The sequence below is a fragment of the Alteromonas abrolhosensis genome (genome assembly GCF_001953635.1).
Taxonomy (GTDB): Bacteria; Pseudomonadota; Gammaproteobacteria; order Enterobacterales; family Alteromonadaceae; genus Alteromonas; species Alteromonas abrolhosensis.
Map to the genome: position 1 here is coordinate 36,513 of NZ_MEJH01000011.1, position 17,950 is coordinate 54,462.

A 17,950-nucleotide genomic window follows, 5' to 3' on the forward strand; every position below is an offset into this window, starting at 1 on the left:
AAAGTCAAAAATGATAATTCGTTAATTATCTATCTGGTATTTTAGGCAAAAATCTTTCCACTGTTTGACATATAACAAAATCTGGAGACTCCATCGTAATATATTCATAGTCAATATCTGAACTCCAAATAAAGTGTACCTCTTCAAATATAGCAACGAAGAACGGTAACATTCCCCATGATGGATTCTTTTCAAAAAATGAGTTGCCAAAAATAATTATTTTTTTATTTATTATTGCATTTTTATTCTGGAAAGCTTGTTTTGTCCCGTTAAAGCCTTTAACCATCACTTGATTAAGGAGAACGATACTACTTTGATCTAAAAGCCCTTCCGTCCAGACAGGGATATGGAGCTGCTCTTCTATTCCCTTTAGCTTTGAGCCAAGATCTCCTGTATGTTTTGCCACTTTAGTCGTTATTTTTCGAACACCTGAAAAATTGAGAGATAGTTTTTTTAAAATCAGTTCGACTAAGAATGCGTTACCCGCTAAAGTAAGGTGTGAATCACTCTTTCTAAATATCGACTTTTTAAATGGTGCATTCCTCATATCATATAGAGGAATAAGTAAAGAGCTATCTTCTTTTAAAAGCAACTGCCGCATCAAACATGTCATGGTTTCTTTCAAGATTCCGTCTGGATAGCAACCAGGTAAAATGGAAGCCTTATTTGGAACTATTACTTGTAAAAACTTTATTCCTAAATCTTTAAGTCTCTTATCTCTAGTACTAAAAATTGAACTCCACGCTGAAGCAATTTGGAATGATTCTTTATCTACAGGCTTATACCATTCTGAGTAATTATTTCCTCCCTGGTATAGAAAAACTTGGTCTTTTCCTATAATTACAGTTTTACAAGCTGATATCTCTCCTACAATTAAATTTCCGCCCAATTCACTTTCATAATACTCATAATCCTCATTTAAAAACTTTGATTTTTTTTCTATTACAAACGACTCTCTCTTAAAATGTTTTGACAAATCTTCTCTAACAGAAATAATTTTCTCTTGAATATTTTTGTTTATATTATATTTCTCCAAAGAGATATCTTGTATAGATATAATTTCATTAAGATGGTCATGTTTTTTTGTAACACTAGTCACATGTCTTCTGTGTAAATTTAAAGAGTCTTTACAAAATCCAACCTTTCCTAATTGGGCTAATTTCAGATAGACTAACCAATCACCAGCTACTTTGTAGTTAAGTAATTCGTATTCCAAATTCTGAATTGTTTTCAAAAAGCTTTCCTTCCTAAATAAAGCACCACTCACATTCGGAATAGTATTTTTTATACATAAGGCTCTTTGAACTTCTTCTTTACCATCAACCACATAGTCTTCTTGCCAATAAATACCTACATCTTTTGTGTAATCTAAGTAATCATTTGCTAAGAGGTTCGAATCTTGGTCTATTTGTTTTGACTGACTGAATGCAAGTACCAATTCTGGATTCTTGAAAAATAGAACCAGTTTTTCAAGGAATTTAGGTTCTGCTAAATCATCGGCTTCTGCAATCCAAAGATAATCTCCATTGGCAATCTCCGCTCCTTTTTGCCATTGCTTAAAAACGGAGCCTGAATTTGTTTCGTTAACAATAAGTTTTGATGGGATATTTGTTCGTTTCAGAACTTCCTCGATTTTTTTGACGCTATTGTCAGTAGATTTGTCATCTAACACAATAATTTCAAAAATAGGGTATGTTTGAGAAAATACTGACGTTAACCTGCTTTCGATGTATTTTTCATAATTGTAGTTAGGGATTACTACAGATACTTTTGGGAGGAAAGCTCCACCAAACTGCATTAAATCAAACAAGTAATGATAAAAACTTAATTCTTCCTTTACTATTGCCTGACCTTGCTTTGCTAGAGATAGAGATAGCTCAACATCATCGATTATTTGTGCCAATGCATTTGAGTAGGCACTGACGTTTCCTTTTTCTACCAATAGTCCACAATCCCGTGACAAAAGATTTTCGAATCCGCCGCTGTTTTTAAATGCTACAACAGGGGTTAACGCATCTAAAGCCTCTAATACAACAGAGGGAAATGGATCTTCTCTTGATGTTAAAGCATAAACATCAGCTGCAACATAATATCGGCGAGGATCATCGACAATACCGGGTAAAATAAATCTATCTCTAAGCTTTTTGTCTGTAACGCTAGTTAAGATCTCAGTTACAAAAGGTTTGTCCCAATGCCCCAACCATAATGCGTAAACATTTTCGTTTCTTGACATTACAGCCATTGCAGATTCAACAAAAATGTCAAAGCCTTTCCTATGGTCTGCATATCCGGCACACATGATTATTTGTGAAGTTGATGGAATGTTAAGTTCTTTTCTAACCTCGCTCTTGACCCGCTCTTTATCTTGACCATCTCGCAAAATACTAGGCAAGTAAATTCCTTGGGGTCTAATCTGAGTATTGGCTAGCTTTTTCCCAATAAAGTGTTCAAATCCATCAAGTACTTGATGAGCAGGAAATATGATCTGATCAGCATTCTGTGCAATGAGTTCTGCATGCTTTTCTAGATGCATATCTTTTAGGACATTCGGAAGCTCATGAATCAAAGAAACGACATTAAACCCTTCTTTCTTTAGATAGGGGGTAATGGTGCCGGATACAGTAGTATTGACAATCGCTACGCCTAAAGAGCTATCCTTGATGCGTTTTAATCTCTCTGAAATATCACGCTCGCTCATGCTTTCTAGATTAAATTGATGAACTGCTGCATATTGTGCATACTTTTTAAGCATAACGCCTTCACCGAGCACTATGAGTTCTACATCAATACCTAGCTTCTGCTTAAACTCTTTTGCCATATTTAAGCAGAGAATCTGGGCTCCATGAGGATGAGCGTCATGACTAACTATTATTATCTTATTTTTTTTTTTATTTATAAGTTCATGGGCATTCTTAATTGCTTGAAGCCACGCATAACCATACCTTTGGTCAGGTTCTAGGTGGGCACCCTCCGCCCACTCATTCCATGCGTTTATGAAAACAATCTGCTCATCATTAGTTTTGGCCGTTCTTTTTGTTTCATTGAAGGCATCAACCGCATTTTGCTCAAAAAGCTTTGGGCAACTGTTTTGGAAAACAGTGCCTTTGTTCTTTTTACGCGCAGTATTGTCCCAAGACGGAGTGAGTCCTCTAAAGAGAGTATAATCAACATCCTTATAGCTTTTACTTCTTTCGACAAACACTCTCCAGTCATATACTGTTGACTGAAAGTCCTCAACTACAGGGGTTTGAAACTCTGTAATATTTGGAGGGTTGCTTTTATTTGGCGGAAACTCAACTGCCGCATCAAAGTCATATTCTTCCGGCGGAACTGACTCAAAAGACTGTGGGTAAGCCAAGTAAATTTCACCGACTCCATTTTCTCTACACCAGTTACGCCAACGTTTTGCAGTGGCTCTCATATCTGGGAATAGATTTGGTCGATAAATCATTAGAAGGGGCTTACCGTTTATTTTAATGTACCGCTCGTCTTTTAGATATTTCGCAGTGTTTTCTATAAACGCAATGTCATCTTCCGCAGAATAGTCTTGCACCATAAGAAGATCATTATCTAAACCATCCCAACGCCGACTCCAGTTCTCATTTGCCCAACACACACAAAACGGAAAGTCTAACGACTTATCTGCTAGCATGTTATCCAATGGTTGTTCCAAGAGTCTTTGGCCCGAAAACCAATAGAGATAATAACAAAAGCCTCCAATGCCATATTGCTTGGCAAGTTCAATTTGTTTTCGTTGAGTTTCTTTCTCTAATAAATTGTAGTATCCAAGAAAGTCATCTGGTACATGCGGTTGATAATGTCCTTCAAATTGAGGCTTAGCAGGCTTGACGTTGGTCCACTCTGTAAATCCCTTGCCCCACCATTCATCGTTTTCAGGGATTGCGTGAAACTGAGGTAAGTAAAAACAGATAGTTCTTACTGCTTGAGAAATACAAGACTCATCTAATGGTAAACGTTCAATATACTCAATTGGCGCCACTTCATAAGGTGAATCATATGGCTTAGGGATTGCCTCTCTTCCTTCAAATCTACCATTTCCTACGTAATGTAAAAATGGATTAACATCAGCTTGTGCAACATCTGGATTATGTTTTAAGTAGAATTCTGTATCAAACATACTTGAAGGGTTGCGCTTCTGTTCAATCCCTTCTTTGAGGAAATTATCAAGAAGATTATCAACACCAGTTAATTCATCGTAATATCGAGAAAGATAATATTCTGGGTCAAAGAGTTTTGATTCTACTATCTGATCGAAATAATAATCTTCCAAAGAGGCTGGCTTTACTAACGCTAAACGAGGATCTTTTTTATCTATGACGACTTTTTCTCTAATCGTATTACCAAATCGATCTTTATTTACTGCCTGTTTCAAAACTTTAACGGGCAAGCTTTTTGAGCTTAGGCGTTCTGTATATTCAATTACTAATTCTAAACTCTCGTAGAGGTCCGAATAAGTTTGCTGAGCTTGTTTGTAAAGTGCCACTGCTTCGTCGAAGTCACCCTTGTGAAAAAGAATGTTCGCTTCGCGTAATATATTTTTTTCCATTTTAGTAAACTACCTAAATCTTTTTACTAAGAGTCAAATGACATAAGCTTCTGAATTAGCTCTATTTGTGACTCGAGTCGAGTACTGGTTCGCTTGAGCAATTCGTACTTCTCTTGAAGTTCTTTATTTTTTTTATTTTCTTCTTTCAACTTATTTTCCAGCTCGCTTGACTTTTCACTTAACGCACTCAACTTGAAAAATAGTGGATTTGGAATAAAGTGCACCCAATTGTATCCACTAAAATTCTCCCCTCTTGTAAAAGAGACAAAACCGTTATTTTCTAAATAGAGCTTTATCGAGTCTTCCGTTTCTTGCCATTCAGAATCTTGAGGTACACTCCAGACTATTATTTCATCAATAACGTTTAAGGCGTTTTCACCGGAAAGAACGCTAAGCAGTTCAAATTGAGAATCAGGTATATCCAAAACAAGTGTTTTTTTATCAGCACCAGTAAAAAAGTCGTGAACAATATCAAACACATTTTTTGTGTGAACTTCTCGTTCATTTTCGACTTTCAAGCCAGGAAAATTTGACAGAAAGCAACCGATGCTATTAAGTGAAGATAATTCAGGGATGTTGGTTTCTTTAAAAGTAGATAGACTTTCTTCAGTCGAGACAACTAATTGTTTAAAAGAACCCTTAAAATTTTCTGGAATTGCTAACTCATCTAAATGCCTCGCATCGATGAGCAGCATTTCATCAAATTGGGAATGGAAATACTTTAAACCTTCGCAATCTCCGCAACCAAGCCATAAAAGCTTATTTACTGACATAATACTCCCCTCAGCCTTTTCTTTTGTCAGCTAGCATCTTTGGCGATGGCACACGACCTTCTCTCTTACCACACTTTATAAAGTGCAATAAGGGGTTTATTTCTGCCTCTGCGACGTCAGGATATCGCTCAAGATACCAGTTCCCGTCAAAATTGGGCCCAGGTAAGCGCCCTTCTTCTGCTCCAGCAATCAAATAATGTTGGGCTGGATCTACATTAGCTTCTTGCACATCACTATACGTTTCAAGGTACCAATCAAAATCGAAGTATTCGCTCGTTGCTATAAGTGCTATATCCGCCTTTACAGATTCTGATATTTTATTTTTATTGAGCTTTGACTTCAGATTTTTTAAGAGCCTACTGCCTTTCCAAAATGGGGAAGATTGAATTAATTCTAGCTCCCTATTGATACAAAACATTTTATACCGTAGCGAGCTATATTTGTGCGTTATCTCAGCATTTCGCGTTTTGAATCTTGTTAGCTCTCGCTCTAGAACTTTCTGCTTTGCTATAGCCTGCTTTCTGTCCTTTTCTGCTCGTTCGGTAGCTGAACTATATAAAAGAGACAAATTCATCTGTTCTTCATTTACATCTAAAATTTTTGTAGCTAATACTCTGTTTTCTTTTTCAAGCTCACTGTTCAATGTCGCTAATCTATTTGCATCTATCGACTTTACTTCGTAAAGCTCCTGCAAGTTTTGAATTTCTTTTATCGAATTATCCAACGACTCTTGAGCTGATATTTGTTCAGCTTCAGCTACCTTTAACGCAGCCAAGAGTTCGTCATTTTCTTTATTTAGTTCGGCTAGTTGCTTCGAATACTTATTTTCGAATTCCGATTCTTTTATTGAAATTTCCTGATGCTTCTCAACGAGCGACTCTTGAAGAACCTGTATTTGATGAATTGCACGCTCACGGTCTTTTTTAAGGCTTTCCTGTTCCGCTACATGTGCTTTCAACTCGGCAGTTACATTAAAATTTTCTGTTTTTAGCTCTTCATAATTCTTTTTCAATTGCGCTATATATTCTGATTTCTCGTGAAGAAGATCTATTGATGACGCTATATCGGAAGATTTGCCAAAGGATGTCTTGATAAAAAGGGAATCTTTAACAAATTCTAACTCTGATTGCATGTCGCTTTCTGATATGTGAATTTCCTCTACAAATTGTGAAATTGCAGAAAGACTCCCCACCTTTTTCTTCAGCTCTTTATTTTTATGAATAAAAAAGTCAGCTAACATGCCTTCCAAACTACTATTCTTATGAGAATATGTAACTTTATAAGCTATTCCATTTAACGCCGTATTAAATTCTTTATTTCCAACTATGGATATACCAACACAAGTAAGAGAATTTCTATTCTTCTTTTTTAGTTCAAATAGTTCGTTAGACATAGTTTCATAGTATGAAACAACCTTGGAACGCACATCTAAATTTAATAGGCACTGAGATAACAAAGAACTAAGAGTTGGATAAAAGAGATAGCAATTATCTTGGCTGGGCTCAATTGAGAGTCTTCTCAATAGCTCAACATTTGTTATGTTTTCGTCACTTGTTTTTATGGAAACACTAGCTGGACCTAATGAACTTTCTAGTTCGGCTGGATAGTAGAAGTAAAACACATTCGCTTCCTGTTTTGTGCTTGTATTTATTTTCATCTTTTGTCTGACGTATGCACTCTAGTTCGTATCGCTAGAGTTAACCGCGCAGTCGCCCAAGGATTTGACCAGAGTAATACTATCACCTAATAAGTTATACTTTTAGTCAAAACTTATTAAATTTTATATCTTACTCGAACGACACATGATTAGTTCCTACAACTATTAGCTTTAACTAAGCGTCTCCTTTAACAACCCCAATACCTGCTCATCACTAGACTTAGCTTGAGCTCGAACAGAAATACTTGCCTGTTCAACTATTTGTGCTTGCGTAAGTAATGCAGTTTCTGAAGCGAAGTCAGCGTCAGTTATTCGAGAGTGAGCGTTGCTTATATTCTCAAGGCCAATTGCGTTGTTTCTAATAGCGGATGACATCTGATTAATTTTAGCACCGTAGAAAGCTCTACTTTCTCCGACTATCTCAAGCGCACTATCTATCTGTGTAAGCGCGTTTTCAGCTTCACTTTCACTTTGCAAAGAAGTGCCGCCTAGCCCGAGGTCTGTTAATGTAGCGGGTGTTTTGGTAAGTTCAATGAAGTCAGTACCAACACCTAATTGATTGGTTGAAGTAATATCAACGGGCCCTAAGCTGAAATTTTGACTGTCTCCGTCCCCAAGCGATGTCCACGAGGCTGTTACACTAAAAGAGCCTGTGCCGATAACAGAAATAATGAGCGGTTGTGCATTGCTCGTAATTGTAAGGTTTTCATTTAGGTTACCGCTGGCGTTCTGATCCCCGGTGAATGAAATGGTATTGCCGTCTATAGTAGCGCTTCCGACGGTTAATAAATCACTATCGTCGTAGGATGCCGAAGGGCTATAGCCGTTTGTCGGTAGAAAGAATGTCCCCTCAATGGCTGATGAATTCACTACGCCGTAAGCCCCCCACGTAGCTGCCGAAAGCGGCGTACCTGCTAAATGTTTTCCGTCTACGGTAAATACCTGAATATCGTCGTTAGCGCCATTGTCATGTAAGTCTATTTGAATGTTTGAAGAGCCAGCCGGTATGTATGCAATAGAGCGCAGTCCACTTGTCATACTTTGAGCCACACCGTTAGTAAACGTGTCACTAATTGAGGGTACGTTCGCTGAAAGCAAATCAGTGTCACCTACCAGCGGCAAGTGGTTAAAAGCTTCCGTGTTGTAGGCAATGCCATTAAGTGCATTTTTAAGTTGTTGGAATTCTTTATCCAGAGTTGCACGGTCATTTACCGCATTTACGCCGTTTTGCGATTGTATTGCCAATTGCCGCATTCGTTGCAGTATAGCGGCAGACTCTTGCAGCCCACCCTCAGCAATTTGTGCGTAGCTGATACCGTCATTTAGGTTTCGATTGAGCTGGGTATACGCCTTTTTCTCGGAAGCAAGTCTATTGGATATCTGAAGGCCTGCACTGTCGTCAGCAGCACTGTTTATTCTTAACCCAGAGCTCAAGCGCTCTAGACGGGTGGATAGTGCCGTATTTTGTAAAGTTGAAAGACCTAGAGACTGGTAATTTCCTGAAACCGATAGCACGTTATTTCCTTTACGCTTTTATCTTAGTTAAATTAAATTGGCATAGTTTATATGTATGTTTCAGCAATAAGCACGCCAATAAACCCCTTACGCGCGCTAAGAACGGTAATCTAACTTTATTCCAAATAACTTCCGGCACTTACCTAAAACAGCACGTTCAACGCTAGACTTTAAATGTATGTTCGGTAATGTGATATAGCTGTACAAATTTAGTACAACCCAATAAATACTATGGAGTCACACCTTATGGTGAATAAGAAGGAAATTATTTTGGCCCTAGCTTTAACTGGATATTCGTTATGTGCTTTTGCGGATACTGCGGCATTAAACGATGCGGCCATAAAGTTATGTGATAAGAGTAAAATGTGTATTGGCAAGGAGATGAGTGCTAATGACGAATTTCCACCTGAGATGAAAGCCATGATGTCAAATATGATAGATGAGATATGTGGTCAGTATATGAGCATTGCTAATTTAGGTGATGAACATGAGCTTATTGAGCCCGCCACAGATTGTCTTAGTTCAATGGCCAATCAAAGTTGCGATGCGCTTCTCAACTCTGATGAAGAGACAGCTGCTTGTCAGCGGTATTCTGAACTTGCCGAGAACTATTAGAACAATGGAATAGTTAGACGTTCTTTTAGTCCCTCCTGTGTATGGGGAAGTGTATGGAACGTATCTCGCACTTTGAGTTGTACATACAAAAAAAGGGGCCTGAGTTTTCACTCAGGCCCCTTTTTCTAATCGAGTATTAATTACTCTTCAGTTGCTTCTACTGCTTCTTCTTCAGCTTCTACAACTGGACGGTCAACTAGCTCAACATATGCCATTGGGGCATTGTCGCCAGCACGGAAACCGCATTTAAGAATGCGAGTGTAACCGCCTGGACGAGCTTCGTAACGAGGACCAAGCTCGTTGAATAGTTTACCTACAACCTCTTTGTCACCAGTGCGGGCGAAAGCTAGACGGCGGTTTGCAACGCTGTCTTCTTTAGCCATAGTGATTAGAGGCTCGATTACGCGACGTAATTCTTTCGCTTTTGGTAACGTAGTTTTGATCACTTCGTGCTTGACCAAAGAACCGGCCATGTTTTTGAACATAGCTTGACGATGGCTGCTGTTGCGATTCAACTGACGACCACTCTTACGATGGCGCATAGTTTTATCCTTCTCTACAAATCAGTTTGATAAAAACCTGATTAATCTTTTTCAGCGATGCTCTCTGGCGGCCAGTTTTCTAGGCGCATACCTAGAGAAAGACCACGAGATGCTAGAACATCTTTGATTTCAGTTAGCGATTTCTTACCAAGGTTTGGCGTTTTAAGTAGCTCAACCTCAGTGCGCTGTACCAGGTCACCAATGTACTGGATAGCTTCTGCTTTCAAACAGTTTGCAGAACGTACTGTCAGCTCTAGGTCATCTACTGGACGAAGCAGAATCGGATCGAATTCTGGCTTCTCTTCTTTCGCTTCTGGCTCAGACACATCACGTAAGTCTACGAATGCATCTAGCTGTTCAGCTAGGATAGTAGCAGAACGGCGGATCGCTTCTTCAGGATCCAAAGTACCGTTCGTCTCCATGTCGATGATTAGTTTGTCTAGGTCTGTGCGTTGTTCAACACGAGCAGACTCTACACTGTAAGCAATACGTTCAACTGGGCTGTATGAAGCGTCTACTAACAAACGACCAATTGGACGATCATCTTCTTCAGAGGAGCGACGGGTAGAAGCTGGTACATAACCGCGACCCATTTCTACTTTAATGCGCATGCTGATTTCAGCTTCGCCAGTTAAAGTACAAATAACGTGGTCAGGGTTTGTAATTTCTACGTCGCCATCATGCTGAATATCACCAGCAACAACAGGGCCAGCGCCAGATTTCACTAGAGTTAGGGTTGCCTCAGTTTTACCTTCAAGGCGAACCGCTAAACCTTTAAGATTTAGCAAGATTTCAATTACGTCTTCCTGAACACCTTCTTTGGTGCTGTACTCGTGAAGAACGCCGTCAATTTCTACCTCGGTAACTGCACATCCTGGCATAGATGACAGTAAAATACGACGTAGGGCGTTACCTAGAGTATGGCCAAAGCCGCGCTCTAGTGGTTCCAAAGTTACTTTGGCACGAGTAGGAGAAACGTTTTCGATCTCAACTAATCTCGGTTTTAGGAATTCAGTCACAGAACCCACAATGCTTCCTCTTTAGTTAGCTTTACTTAGAGTAAAGTTCGACGATCAACTGTTCGTTAATTTCCGCAGACAGGTCAGTTCTTTCAGGAACGCGCTTGAAAGTGCCTTCCATTTTGCTGCTGTCTACTTCAATCCAGGTTGGCTTCTCACGTTGGTCAGCCAGTTCCAAAGCAGCAACGATACGCGCTTGCTTCTTAGCCTTTTCACGAACAGAAACCACGTCTTCGGCAGAAACGTTAAACGATGGGATGTTCACAACTTGACCATTTACCATGATCGCCTTGTGGCTAACTAGCTGACGTGCTTCTGCACGAGTGCTAGCGAAACCCATACGGTAAACTACGTTATCAAGACGCTGTTCTAAAAGCTGTAGCAAGTTTTCACCTGTGTTGCCTTTTAGACGTGCAGCTTCTTTATAGTAGTTGCGGAATTGCTTTTCCAGAACGCCGTACATACGACGAACTTTTTGTTTTTCACGCAGCTGAACACCGTAGTCAGACAGACGGCCACGACGGGCACCGTGCTGACCAGGCGCTGTATCGATTTTACATTTAGAATCGATTGCGCGAACGCCGCTTTTTAGGAACAGGTCTGTTCCTTCGCGACGGCTAAGTTTGAGTTTTGGACCCAAATATCTTGCCATGATCTTTCTCCAACTGTCCGTCGATTAAACGCGACGTTTTTTCGGTGGACGACAACCGTTGTGAGGAATAGGGGTCACATCGGTAATGTTTGTGATCTTATAACCTGTAGCGTTAAGAGCACGGATCGCAGACTCACGGCCTGGACCTGGACCTTTAACGAAAACTTCAAGGTTCTTAAGACCGTATTCTTGTGCAGCAACACCTGCACGCTCAGCAGCTACCTGTGCAGCAAATGGGGTAGATTTACGTGAACCACGGAAACCTGAACCACCAGATGTCGCCCATGCTAGTGCATTGCCTGAACGGTCTGTAATAGTCACAATTGTGTTGTTGAAAGACGCATGGATATGAGCCATACCGTCTGCAACCTGACGTTTAGCGCGCTTACGCGTGCTACGAGCTGGTGCTTTAGCCATAACTTACTCCCCGTTTACTTCTTAATTGGCTTACGAGGACCTTTACGGGTACGCGCATTAGTTTTAGTGCGCTGACCACGTAGAGGCAAGCTACGACGGTGGCGAATACCACGGAAGCAACCCAGGTCCATTAAACGTTTGATGCTCATAGAGACTTCACGGCGTAGGTCACCTTCAACGGTGAATTTAGCCACTTCGTCACGAAGCTTATCAATAGTAGCTTCGTCTAGCTCTTTGATTTTTGTATTTTCTGCAACACCAGCACCCGCACAAATGCTTTTCGCACGTGTGGGACCAACGCCATAGATCGCTTGGATAGCGATTACAGCATGCTTGTGCTCAGGAATGTTAATGCCAGCGATACGGGCCATTAACAGCACTCCTCTTGTTTATTTGTCGACGACCTAAAAAGCCCGATAGGATACTTACCCGTCGACTAAATTGCAAATTAAGGTTCAAAATACTTTTAAACAAAACTAGCAGAACCTGACAAGTATAATCCAGGTTCTGCTCACTTAGTCTTGCAAATATTCTGTTCCGCTTTGATTAGCCCTGACGCTGCTTATGCTTTGGGTCAGAACTGCAAATTACACGCACAACACCGTTGCGCTTGATAACTTTACAGTTACGGCAAATCTTTTTTACTGATGCACGAACTTTCATTACATCTTTCCCCTTTCTATCAATATTAAGGGGCTAACTTATCGGCCGTAGCCTTTAAGGTTAGCTTTCTTCAGCACAGACTCATATTGACTAGACATCAAATGCGTCTGTACTTGTGCCATAAAGTCCATGATAACTACTACGATAATGAGAAGCGACGTACCACCGAAGTAGAACGGCACATTCCAAGCAATTAGCATGAATTCAGGCACTAAACAAATAAAGGTTATGTACAGTGCGCCAGCCAGTGTAAGGCGAGTCATTACCTTGTCAATGTATCGTGACGTTTGCTCACCCGGGCGGATGCCTGGGATGAACGCGCCAGACTTCTTCAAGTTATCTGCTGTATCACGCGGGTTGAAAACCAACGCCGTGTAGAAGAAGCAGAAGAAGATAATCGCAGCTGCGTATAACATCACGTACAGCGGTTGACCAGGAGATAGCATAAGCGCTACATCTTGCAACCACGCTGTTGATTCATTCTGTCCGAACCATCCTGCGATGGTACCCGGGAACAGAATAATGCTAGAAGCAAAGATTGGTGGAATTACACCAGCAATGTTGACTTTCAGCGGTAAATGGGTGCTTTGCGCAGCAAAAACCTGACGGCCTTGCTGACGTTTTGCGTAGTTTACCACAATTCTGCGCTGTCCGCGCTCTACAAATACAACTAGGTATGTAAGAGCAATAACAATTGCGCCAATCAACAGTAGGAACAACAAGTTAATGTCGCCCTGCCTTGCTTGTTCCGCAGTCTGACCTATCGCTGTTGGCAGACCGGCAACAATACCAGCAAAAATCAATATAGAGATACCGTTACCAATACCTCGTTCGGTAATTTGCTCACCTAACCACATAAGGAACATAGTTCCTGTGACTAGGCTCACTACTGCCGTAAAGTAGAATCCGAAGCCAGGGTTTATCACCAATCCATTAATCAGGTTAGGCAAACCAGTCGAAATTCCAATTGATTGGAAGATAGCCAATACAAGCGTTAGGTAACGCGTGTACTGACTAATTTTACGACGGCCTGCTTCGCCTTCTTTTTTAAGCTCCACCATCGGTGGGTGAACCACCGAGAGCAACTGCATGATAATGGATGCAGTAATGTATGGCATAATGCCCAAAGCCAGAACGGATGCACGCTCAAGCGCACCACCAGAGAACATGTTAAACATTTCTACAATGGTGCCTTTTTGTTGCTCGAACAAGTCAGCAAGTACAGCTGGATCGATGCCAGGGATAGGAACGTAAGAACCTAGTCTGAATACAACAATCGCACCAAGTACGAACAACAATCTTGCCTTAAGCTCACTCAAGCCGCTTTTAGCGCCTGAATCCAATCCTGGTTTAGCCATCTAGCTTATTCCTCTACTTTACCGCCAGCAGCTTCAATCGCTTCTTTAGCGCCTTTAGTAACCTTTAACCCGCTTACTGTAACAGCGCGTGAAACTTCACCGCTCTTAACAACTTTAACGAACTGGATTTCTTTCTTAACGATACCAGCTGCTTTTAAAGTCTCAAGAGATGCAGTATCACCATCAACCTTCGCGATTTCAGCAAGAGTTACTTGATCAGTAACAAAGCTCTTGCGTGAAGTGAAACCGAACTTAGGAAGACGACGCTGGATAGGCATCTGACCACCTTCGAATCCTGGCTTAACGCGGCCACCTGAACGGCTTTTTTGACCTTTGTGACCGTGGCCACTCGTTTTACCAAGACCTGAGCCGATACCACGACCAGAACGCTTACCAGTAGGCTTTGAACCTTCGGCTGGAGAAATTGTGTTTAAACGCATGTCTTACTCCTCCACTATCTCAACCATGTAATATACACGGTTGATCATGCCACGAACGGCTGGGGTATCTTCCAGTTCACGAACATGGTTGATTTTACGAAGGCCTAAACCTTTAAGCGTAGCTTTGTGCTTTGGCAGACGGCCAATTGCACTTTTAGTTTGCTTTACTTTAATCGTTGCCATGTCTGATTACCCCAAAATTTCTTCTACAGACAATCCACGCTTCGCAGCAACTTTCGCCGGGCTGTTCATTTCTGTCAGCGCGTTGATTGTTGCACGTACAACGTTGATTGGGTTTGTAGAGCCGTAACATTTTGAAAGTACGTTTTGTACGCCAGCTACTTCAAGTACTGCACGCATCGCACCACCGGCAATAATACCGGTACCTTCAGATGCTGGCTGCATGTAAACTTTAGAGCCAGAGTGACGACCTTTAATCGGGTGCTGTAACGTGTGACCGTTAAGGTCTACGTCAACCATGTTGCGACGTGCCTTTTCCATTGCTTTTTGGATTGCAGCAGGTACTTCACGTGCCTTACCGTAACCAAAACCAACGCGACCGTTACCGTCACCCACTACTGTCAATGCAGTGAAACTAAAGATACGACCACCTTTAACCACTTTAGATACGCGGTTTACGGCGATCAATTTCTCTAGAAATTCACCATTTTGAACGTCTTGTTTAGCCATTATAAACTCCTAGAACTGAAGACCAGCTTCGCGAGCTGCATCAGCTAATGCTTTAACGCGACCGTGGTATTGGAAACCACTGCGATCGAAAGCCACTGTTTTAATGCCTTTCTCAAGAGCGCGCTCTGCGATTGCTTTACCGACTACCGTCGCTGCTTCAGCGTTACCTGTAGACTTAAGACCTTTTGCAAGATCTTTCTCAACAGTTGAAGCCGCTGCCAACACTTCAGAACCGCATGGAGCGATTAGCTGAGCGTAGATGTGGCGAGGTGTACGGTTAACTACCAAGCGATGCGCGGCCAGTTCACGAATTTTTGCTCGTGCGCGAGTTGCGCGACGAATGCGAGCTGTTTTCTTATCCATCGTATCACCCACCTACTTTTTCTTAGCTTCTTTACGACGTACGTGTTCGTCAGCGTAACGTACACCTTTACCTTTGTAAGGCTCTGGTGGACGGTAACCGCGAATGTTCGCCGCAACCTGACCAACCACCTGCTTATCGGCGCCTTTAACGACGATTTCAGTTTGGCTAGGAGTTTCAACCGTAATGCCTTCAGGCATTTCGTATGCTACAGGGTGAGAGAAACCTAGTGTAAGGTTTAGTTTGTTACCTTGTGCTTGTGCACGGTAACCAACACCTAACAACTGAAGTTTTTTCTCAAAACCTTCTGAAACACCTTGAACCATTGCGTTAAGGATAGAGCGCGCAGTACCAGCCTGTGCCCAACCGTCAACAAAGCCTTCACGTGGAAGTGCTTTAAGTTGGTTCTCTTCCTGTGCAACTTCTACAGCGTCGTTGAAAACGCGGGTCAAAGTGCCTTTACTACCTTTAACAGTAACTTCTTGACCAGAGATAGAAACTTCTACACCTGATACAACGTCTACTGGGGCTTTTGCTATACGTGACATTTCAACTCCTCCGTTATGCTACATAACCGATGATCTCACCGCCCATGCCAGCGTTACGCGCTGCACGGTCAGTCATCACACCTTTAGAAGTCGACACGATAGCTACGCCTAAACCACCCATAACCTTTGGAAGCTCATCTTTTTTCTTATAGATGCGCAGACCAGGACGGCTTACACGTTCGATAGTGTCAATTACTTGCTTGCCTTCGAAGTACTTAAGCGTAACTTCTAAAACAGGCTTAACGTCACCAGAAGCAGCGAAGTCAGTAATATAACCTTCAGCTTTCAATACTTCACAGATTGCAACGCGAAGTTTTGAAGAAGGCATAGTTACAGAAACTTTCTGTGCCATCTGGCCGTTACGGATGCGGGTAAACATATCCGCGATAGGATCTTGCATGCTCATTATCAGCTACTCCTTACCAGCTGGCTTTCTTAAGGCCAGGGACTTCACCGCGCATCGCTGCTTCGCGAAGCTTAATACGGCTAAGACCGAATTTGCGTAGGTAACCATGTGGACGACCAGTAACACGGCAACGGTTACGTTGACGAGACTTACTAGAGTCACGTGGCAGTTGTTGTAGCTTCAGAACAGCGTCCCAACGCTCATCTTCAGAAGCGTTAACATCGCTGATAATCGCTTTAAGTGCGGCGCGCTTTTCAGCATACTTAGCTACTAGCTTAGTACGCTTAGCTTCACGTGCCTTCATTGATTCTTTTGCCATAACCCTACACCCCTACTTTTTGAATGGGAAGTTAAACGCGTCCAGCAGAGCACGTGCTTCTTCATTTGTATTCGCACTGGTAGTGATAGTGATATCCATACCGCGAACCTTATCCACTTTATCGAAATCGATTTCAGGGAAAATGATTTGCTCACGCACGCCCATGCTGTAGTTACCACGTCCGTCGAATGATTTAGGATTCAAACCACGGAAGTCGCGAACACGTGGGATAGCGATTGAAATCAAACGCTCTAGGAATTCCCACATACGCTCGCCGCGTAGGGTTACTTTACAGCCAATCGGATAACCTTCACGGATTTTAAAACCCGCTACTGATTTTCTAGCAACTGTAACAACAGGCTTCTGACCGGCGATAGCCGTCATGTCAGCTTGAGCATTCTCAAGTACCTTTTTGTCAGCAACTGCTTCACCTAAACCCATGTTTAGAGTGATTTTTTCAATCCGAGGGACTTGCATGACGCTTTTGTATCCGAACTGCTTAGCAAGTTCAGCTACTACTGTTTCTTTATAGAAATCATGCAGTTTCGCCATCGTACTCTCCAATATAATTAAACAAGTTCGCCGTTAGACTTGAAGAAACGTACTTTCTTCTCATCTTCGAAACGGAAACCAACGCGATCTGCTTTGCCCGTTGCCGGGTTAACAATCGCAACATTAGAAACGTGAATAGAAGCTTCTTTCTCAACGATGCCACCAGCTACGCCCAATTGTGGGTTTGGCTTAGTGTGCTTCTTGACAAGATTTACACCTTCTACAATTACACGGTTATCAGCAATAAGCACTTTAAGGACTTTGCCTTGTTTGCCTTTGTCTTTACCCGCTAATACGACTACTTCATCATCACGACGAATTTTATTAGCCATTATCGTGACTCCTTATAGTACCTCTGGGGCCAATGAGATGATTTTCATGAAGTTTTCACTTCTCAACTCACGGGTAACCGGGCCAAAGATACGCGTACCAATTGGTTGCTTGTTTGCATTAAGCATAACAGCCGCGTTACCGTCAAAACGGATGGTAGAACCATCTGCACGACGAACGCCTTTTCTAGTACGCACCACCACTGCGTTCAGTACGTCACCTTTTTTAACTTTACCGCGAGGAATTGCTTCCTTAACAGTAACTTTGATGATGTCACCGATACCTGCATAACGGCGATGCGAGCCACCAAGAACCTTAATACACTGAACCCTGCGAGCGCCGCTGTTATCTGCAACGTCCAGGTTAGTTTGCATTTGGATCATGTTAGTGCTCCGCTCTTAAATTAAGACTCTCCCGAGTCGTTAGTGCTGCTAAAAAACAACTGGATATCGTTGCTTTTATGTACATACCCCCATAAAAAGGGCGCGAAATAATAACAGAAAACTTTTCGAAGTGATAGCGGTAA

At 41.8% G+C, this 17,950-nt stretch carries 22 protein-coding genes; 1 reads left to right on the forward strand and 21 read right to left on the reverse strand.

Going from position 1 to position 17,950, the window contains the following annotated elements; all coding sequences use genetic code 11:
* Nucleotides 1–25: 25 nt before the first annotated feature.
* From BGK61_RS15295 to BGK61_RS15310, 4 genes are all read right to left on the reverse strand, one after another.
* Nucleotides 26–4,567, reverse strand: coding sequence for a glycoside hydrolase family 99-like domain-containing protein (locus BGK61_RS15295; protein ID WP_076011339.1), 4,542 nt, complete (start codon nucleotides 4,565–4,567; stop codon nucleotides 26–28).
* Between the two features lie 26 nt (nucleotides 4,568–4,593).
* Nucleotides 4,594–5,340: a hypothetical protein gene (locus BGK61_RS15300; protein ID WP_076011338.1), complete on the reverse strand. Its 747-nt coding sequence runs from the start codon at nucleotides 5,338–5,340 to the stop codon at nucleotides 4,594–4,596.
* 10 nt (nucleotides 5,341–5,350) lie between these two features.
* Nucleotides 5,351–6,997: a hypothetical protein gene (locus BGK61_RS15305; RefSeq protein WP_157888801.1), complete on the reverse strand. Its 1,647-nt coding sequence runs from the start codon at nucleotides 6,995–6,997 to the stop codon at nucleotides 5,351–5,353.
* Between the two features lie 171 nt (nucleotides 6,998–7,168).
* Nucleotides 7,169–8,512: a flagellin N-terminal helical domain-containing protein gene (locus BGK61_RS15310; RefSeq protein WP_076011336.1), complete on the reverse strand. Its 1,344-nt coding sequence runs from the start codon at nucleotides 8,510–8,512 to the stop codon at nucleotides 7,169–7,171.
* A gap of 246 nt (nucleotides 8,513–8,758) precedes the next feature.
* On the opposite strand from BGK61_RS15310, the gene BGK61_RS15315 reads away from it, so the two are divergent.
* Entirely contained in the window at nucleotides 8,759–9,127 is a 369-nt protein-coding gene (locus BGK61_RS15315) for a hypothetical protein (protein WP_076011335.1), read from the forward strand.
* Between the two features lie 140 nt (nucleotides 9,128–9,267).
* Here the strand turns inward: BGK61_RS15315 and rplQ are convergent, their stop codons facing one another.
* From rplQ to rplN, 17 genes are all read right to left on the reverse strand, one after another.
* Complete coding sequence (rplQ, locus tag BGK61_RS15320; protein WP_012519212.1) at nucleotides 9,268–9,669, reverse strand: 50S ribosomal protein L17; 402 nt, start codon at nucleotides 9,667–9,669, stop codon at nucleotides 9,268–9,270.
* Nucleotides 9,670–9,710: 41 nt separating this feature from the next.
* Entirely contained in the window at nucleotides 9,711–10,700 is a 990-nt protein-coding gene (locus BGK61_RS15325) for a DNA-directed RNA polymerase subunit alpha (RefSeq protein WP_039226687.1), read from the reverse strand.
* Between the two features lie 19 nt (nucleotides 10,701–10,719).
* Nucleotides 10,720–11,340, reverse strand: a complete 621-nt coding sequence (gene rpsD / locus BGK61_RS15330) for a 30S ribosomal protein S4 (RefSeq protein ID WP_012519214.1) — start codon at nucleotides 11,338–11,340, stop codon at nucleotides 10,720–10,722.
* 24 nt (nucleotides 11,341–11,364) lie between these two features.
* Nucleotides 11,365–11,757 carry a 30S ribosomal protein S11 gene (gene rpsK / locus BGK61_RS15335; RefSeq protein WP_012519215.1) on the reverse strand — a complete coding sequence of 131 codons (393 nt, stop codon included), beginning with the start codon at nucleotides 11,755–11,757 and terminating at the stop codon, nucleotides 11,365–11,367.
* 14 nt (nucleotides 11,758–11,771) lie between these two features.
* The gene (gene rpsM, locus BGK61_RS15340; protein ID WP_012519216.1) at nucleotides 11,772–12,128 is read right to left on the reverse strand and encodes a 30S ribosomal protein S13; all 357 of its coding nucleotides are present in this window, start codon (nucleotides 12,126–12,128) and stop codon (nucleotides 11,772–11,774) included.
* 175 nt (nucleotides 12,129–12,303) lie between these two features.
* Nucleotides 12,304–12,420: a 50S ribosomal protein L36 gene (rpmJ, locus tag BGK61_RS15345; protein WP_012519217.1), complete on the reverse strand. Its 117-nt coding sequence runs from the start codon at nucleotides 12,418–12,420 to the stop codon at nucleotides 12,304–12,306.
* A 38-nt stretch (nucleotides 12,421–12,458) separates the two neighbouring features.
* Nucleotides 12,459–13,778, reverse strand: coding sequence for a preprotein translocase subunit SecY (secY, locus tag BGK61_RS15350; protein ID WP_012519218.1), 1,320 nt, complete (start codon nucleotides 13,776–13,778; stop codon nucleotides 12,459–12,461).
* 5 nt (nucleotides 13,779–13,783) lie between these two features.
* Nucleotides 13,784–14,218, reverse strand: a complete 435-nt coding sequence (gene rplO / locus BGK61_RS15355) for a 50S ribosomal protein L15 (RefSeq protein WP_014950906.1) — start codon at nucleotides 14,216–14,218, stop codon at nucleotides 13,784–13,786.
* Between the two features lie 3 nt (nucleotides 14,219–14,221).
* Nucleotides 14,222–14,401, reverse strand: coding sequence for a 50S ribosomal protein L30 (gene rpmD, locus BGK61_RS15360; RefSeq protein WP_014950907.1), 180 nt, complete (start codon nucleotides 14,399–14,401; stop codon nucleotides 14,222–14,224).
* Nucleotides 14,402–14,407: 6 nt separating this feature from the next.
* Nucleotides 14,408–14,908, reverse strand: a complete 501-nt coding sequence (rpsE, locus tag BGK61_RS15365) for a 30S ribosomal protein S5 (protein ID WP_012519221.1) — start codon at nucleotides 14,906–14,908, stop codon at nucleotides 14,408–14,410.
* A gap of 9 nt (nucleotides 14,909–14,917) precedes the next feature.
* Nucleotides 14,918–15,271, reverse strand: coding sequence for a 50S ribosomal protein L18 (gene rplR, locus BGK61_RS15370; protein WP_014999707.1), 354 nt, complete (start codon nucleotides 15,269–15,271; stop codon nucleotides 14,918–14,920).
* A 12-nt stretch (nucleotides 15,272–15,283) separates the two neighbouring features.
* Nucleotides 15,284–15,817, reverse strand: coding sequence for a 50S ribosomal protein L6 (gene rplF / locus BGK61_RS15375; RefSeq protein ID WP_014950909.1), 534 nt, complete (start codon nucleotides 15,815–15,817; stop codon nucleotides 15,284–15,286).
* A 13-nt stretch (nucleotides 15,818–15,830) separates the two neighbouring features.
* Nucleotides 15,831–16,223, reverse strand: coding sequence for a 30S ribosomal protein S8 (gene rpsH / locus BGK61_RS15380; protein WP_012519224.1), 393 nt, complete (start codon nucleotides 16,221–16,223; stop codon nucleotides 15,831–15,833).
* A gap of 13 nt (nucleotides 16,224–16,236) precedes the next feature.
* The gene (gene rpsN / locus BGK61_RS15385; protein ID WP_014950910.1) at nucleotides 16,237–16,542 is read right to left on the reverse strand and encodes a 30S ribosomal protein S14; all 306 of its coding nucleotides are present in this window, start codon (nucleotides 16,540–16,542) and stop codon (nucleotides 16,237–16,239) included.
* A gap of 12 nt (nucleotides 16,543–16,554) precedes the next feature.
* On the reverse strand, nucleotides 16,555–17,094 hold the full coding sequence (gene rplE, locus BGK61_RS15390; protein ID WP_014950911.1) for a 50S ribosomal protein L5: 540 nt from the start codon (nucleotides 17,092–17,094) through the stop codon (nucleotides 16,555–16,557).
* A gap of 17 nt (nucleotides 17,095–17,111) precedes the next feature.
* A complete protein-coding gene (gene rplX / locus BGK61_RS15395) occupies nucleotides 17,112–17,426 on the reverse strand; it encodes a 50S ribosomal protein L24 (protein WP_014950912.1) in 315 nt (104 codons plus the stop codon).
* A gap of 12 nt (nucleotides 17,427–17,438) precedes the next feature.
* Nucleotides 17,439–17,807: a 50S ribosomal protein L14 gene (gene rplN, locus BGK61_RS15400; RefSeq protein WP_012519228.1), complete on the reverse strand. Its 369-nt coding sequence runs from the start codon at nucleotides 17,805–17,807 to the stop codon at nucleotides 17,439–17,441.
* Nucleotides 17,808–17,950: the final 143 nt, after the last annotated feature.

What these genes read in the sequence shown, in the direction of transcription:
- rpsH (WP_012519224.1), bottom strand. Translation starts at nt 16,223, where the DNA reads ATGAGCATGCAAGATCCTATCGCGGATATGTTTACCCGCATCCGTAAC.
- rplX (WP_014950912.1), bottom strand. Translation starts at nt 17,426, where the DNA reads ATGGCTAATAAAATTCGTCGTGATGATGAAGTAGTCGTATTAGCGGGT.
- rplF (WP_014950909.1), bottom strand. Translation starts at nt 15,817, where the DNA reads ATGTCACGTATAGCAAAAGCCCCAGTAGACGTTGTATCAGGTGTAGAA.
- rpsD (WP_012519214.1), bottom strand. Translation starts at nt 11,340, where the DNA reads ATGGCAAGATATTTGGGTCCAAAACTCAAACTTAGCCGTCGCGAAGGA.
- rpsE (WP_012519221.1), bottom strand. Translation starts at nt 14,908, where the DNA reads ATGGCTAAACAAGACGTTCAAAATGGTGAATTTCTAGAGAAATTGATC.
- rpmD (WP_014950907.1), bottom strand. Translation starts at nt 14,401, where the DNA reads ATGGCAACGATTAAAGTAAAGCAAACTAAAAGTGCAATTGGCCGTCTG.
- BGK61_RS15315 (WP_076011335.1), top strand. Translation starts at nt 8,759, where the DNA reads ATGGTGAATAAGAAGGAAATTATTTTGGCCCTAGCTTTAACTGGATAT.
- rplE (WP_014950911.1), bottom strand. Translation starts at nt 17,094, where the DNA reads ATGGCGAAACTGCATGATTTCTATAAAGAAACAGTAGTAGCTGAACTT.
- rplO (WP_014950906.1), bottom strand. Translation starts at nt 14,218, where the DNA reads ATGCGTTTAAACACAATTTCTCCAGCCGAAGGTTCAAAGCCTACTGGT.
- rpsM (WP_012519216.1), bottom strand. Translation starts at nt 12,128, where the DNA reads ATGGCCCGTATCGCTGGCATTAACATTCCTGAGCACAAGCATGCTGTA.
- secY (WP_012519218.1), bottom strand. Translation starts at nt 13,778, where the DNA reads ATGGCTAAACCAGGATTGGATTCAGGCGCTAAAAGCGGCTTGAGTGAG.
- rpsK (WP_012519215.1), bottom strand. Translation starts at nt 11,757, where the DNA reads ATGGCTAAAGCACCAGCTCGTAGCACGCGTAAGCGCGCTAAACGTCAG.
- rplN (WP_012519228.1), bottom strand. Translation starts at nt 17,807, where the DNA reads ATGATCCAAATGCAAACTAACCTGGACGTTGCAGATAACAGCGGCGCT.
- BGK61_RS15300 (WP_076011338.1), bottom strand. Translation starts at nt 5,340, where the DNA reads ATGTCAGTAAATAAGCTTTTATGGCTTGGTTGCGGAGATTGCGAAGGT.
- rplQ (WP_012519212.1), bottom strand. Translation starts at nt 9,669, where the DNA reads ATGCGCCATCGTAAGAGTGGTCGTCAGTTGAATCGCAACAGCAGCCAT.
- rpmJ (WP_012519217.1), bottom strand. Translation starts at nt 12,420, where the DNA reads ATGAAAGTTCGTGCATCAGTAAAAAAGATTTGCCGTAACTGTAAAGTT.
- rplR (WP_014999707.1), bottom strand. Translation starts at nt 15,271, where the DNA reads ATGGATAAGAAAACAGCTCGCATTCGTCGCGCAACTCGCGCACGAGCA.
- BGK61_RS15295 (WP_076011339.1), bottom strand. Translation starts at nt 4,567, where the DNA reads ATGGAAAAAAATATATTACGCGAAGCGAACATTCTTTTTCACAAGGGT.
- BGK61_RS15305 (WP_157888801.1), bottom strand. Translation starts at nt 6,997, where the DNA reads ATGAAAATAAATACAAGCACAAAACAGGAAGCGAATGTGTTTTACTTC.
- rpsN (WP_014950910.1), bottom strand. Translation starts at nt 16,542, where the DNA reads ATGGCAAAAGAATCAATGAAGGCACGTGAAGCTAAGCGTACTAAGCTA.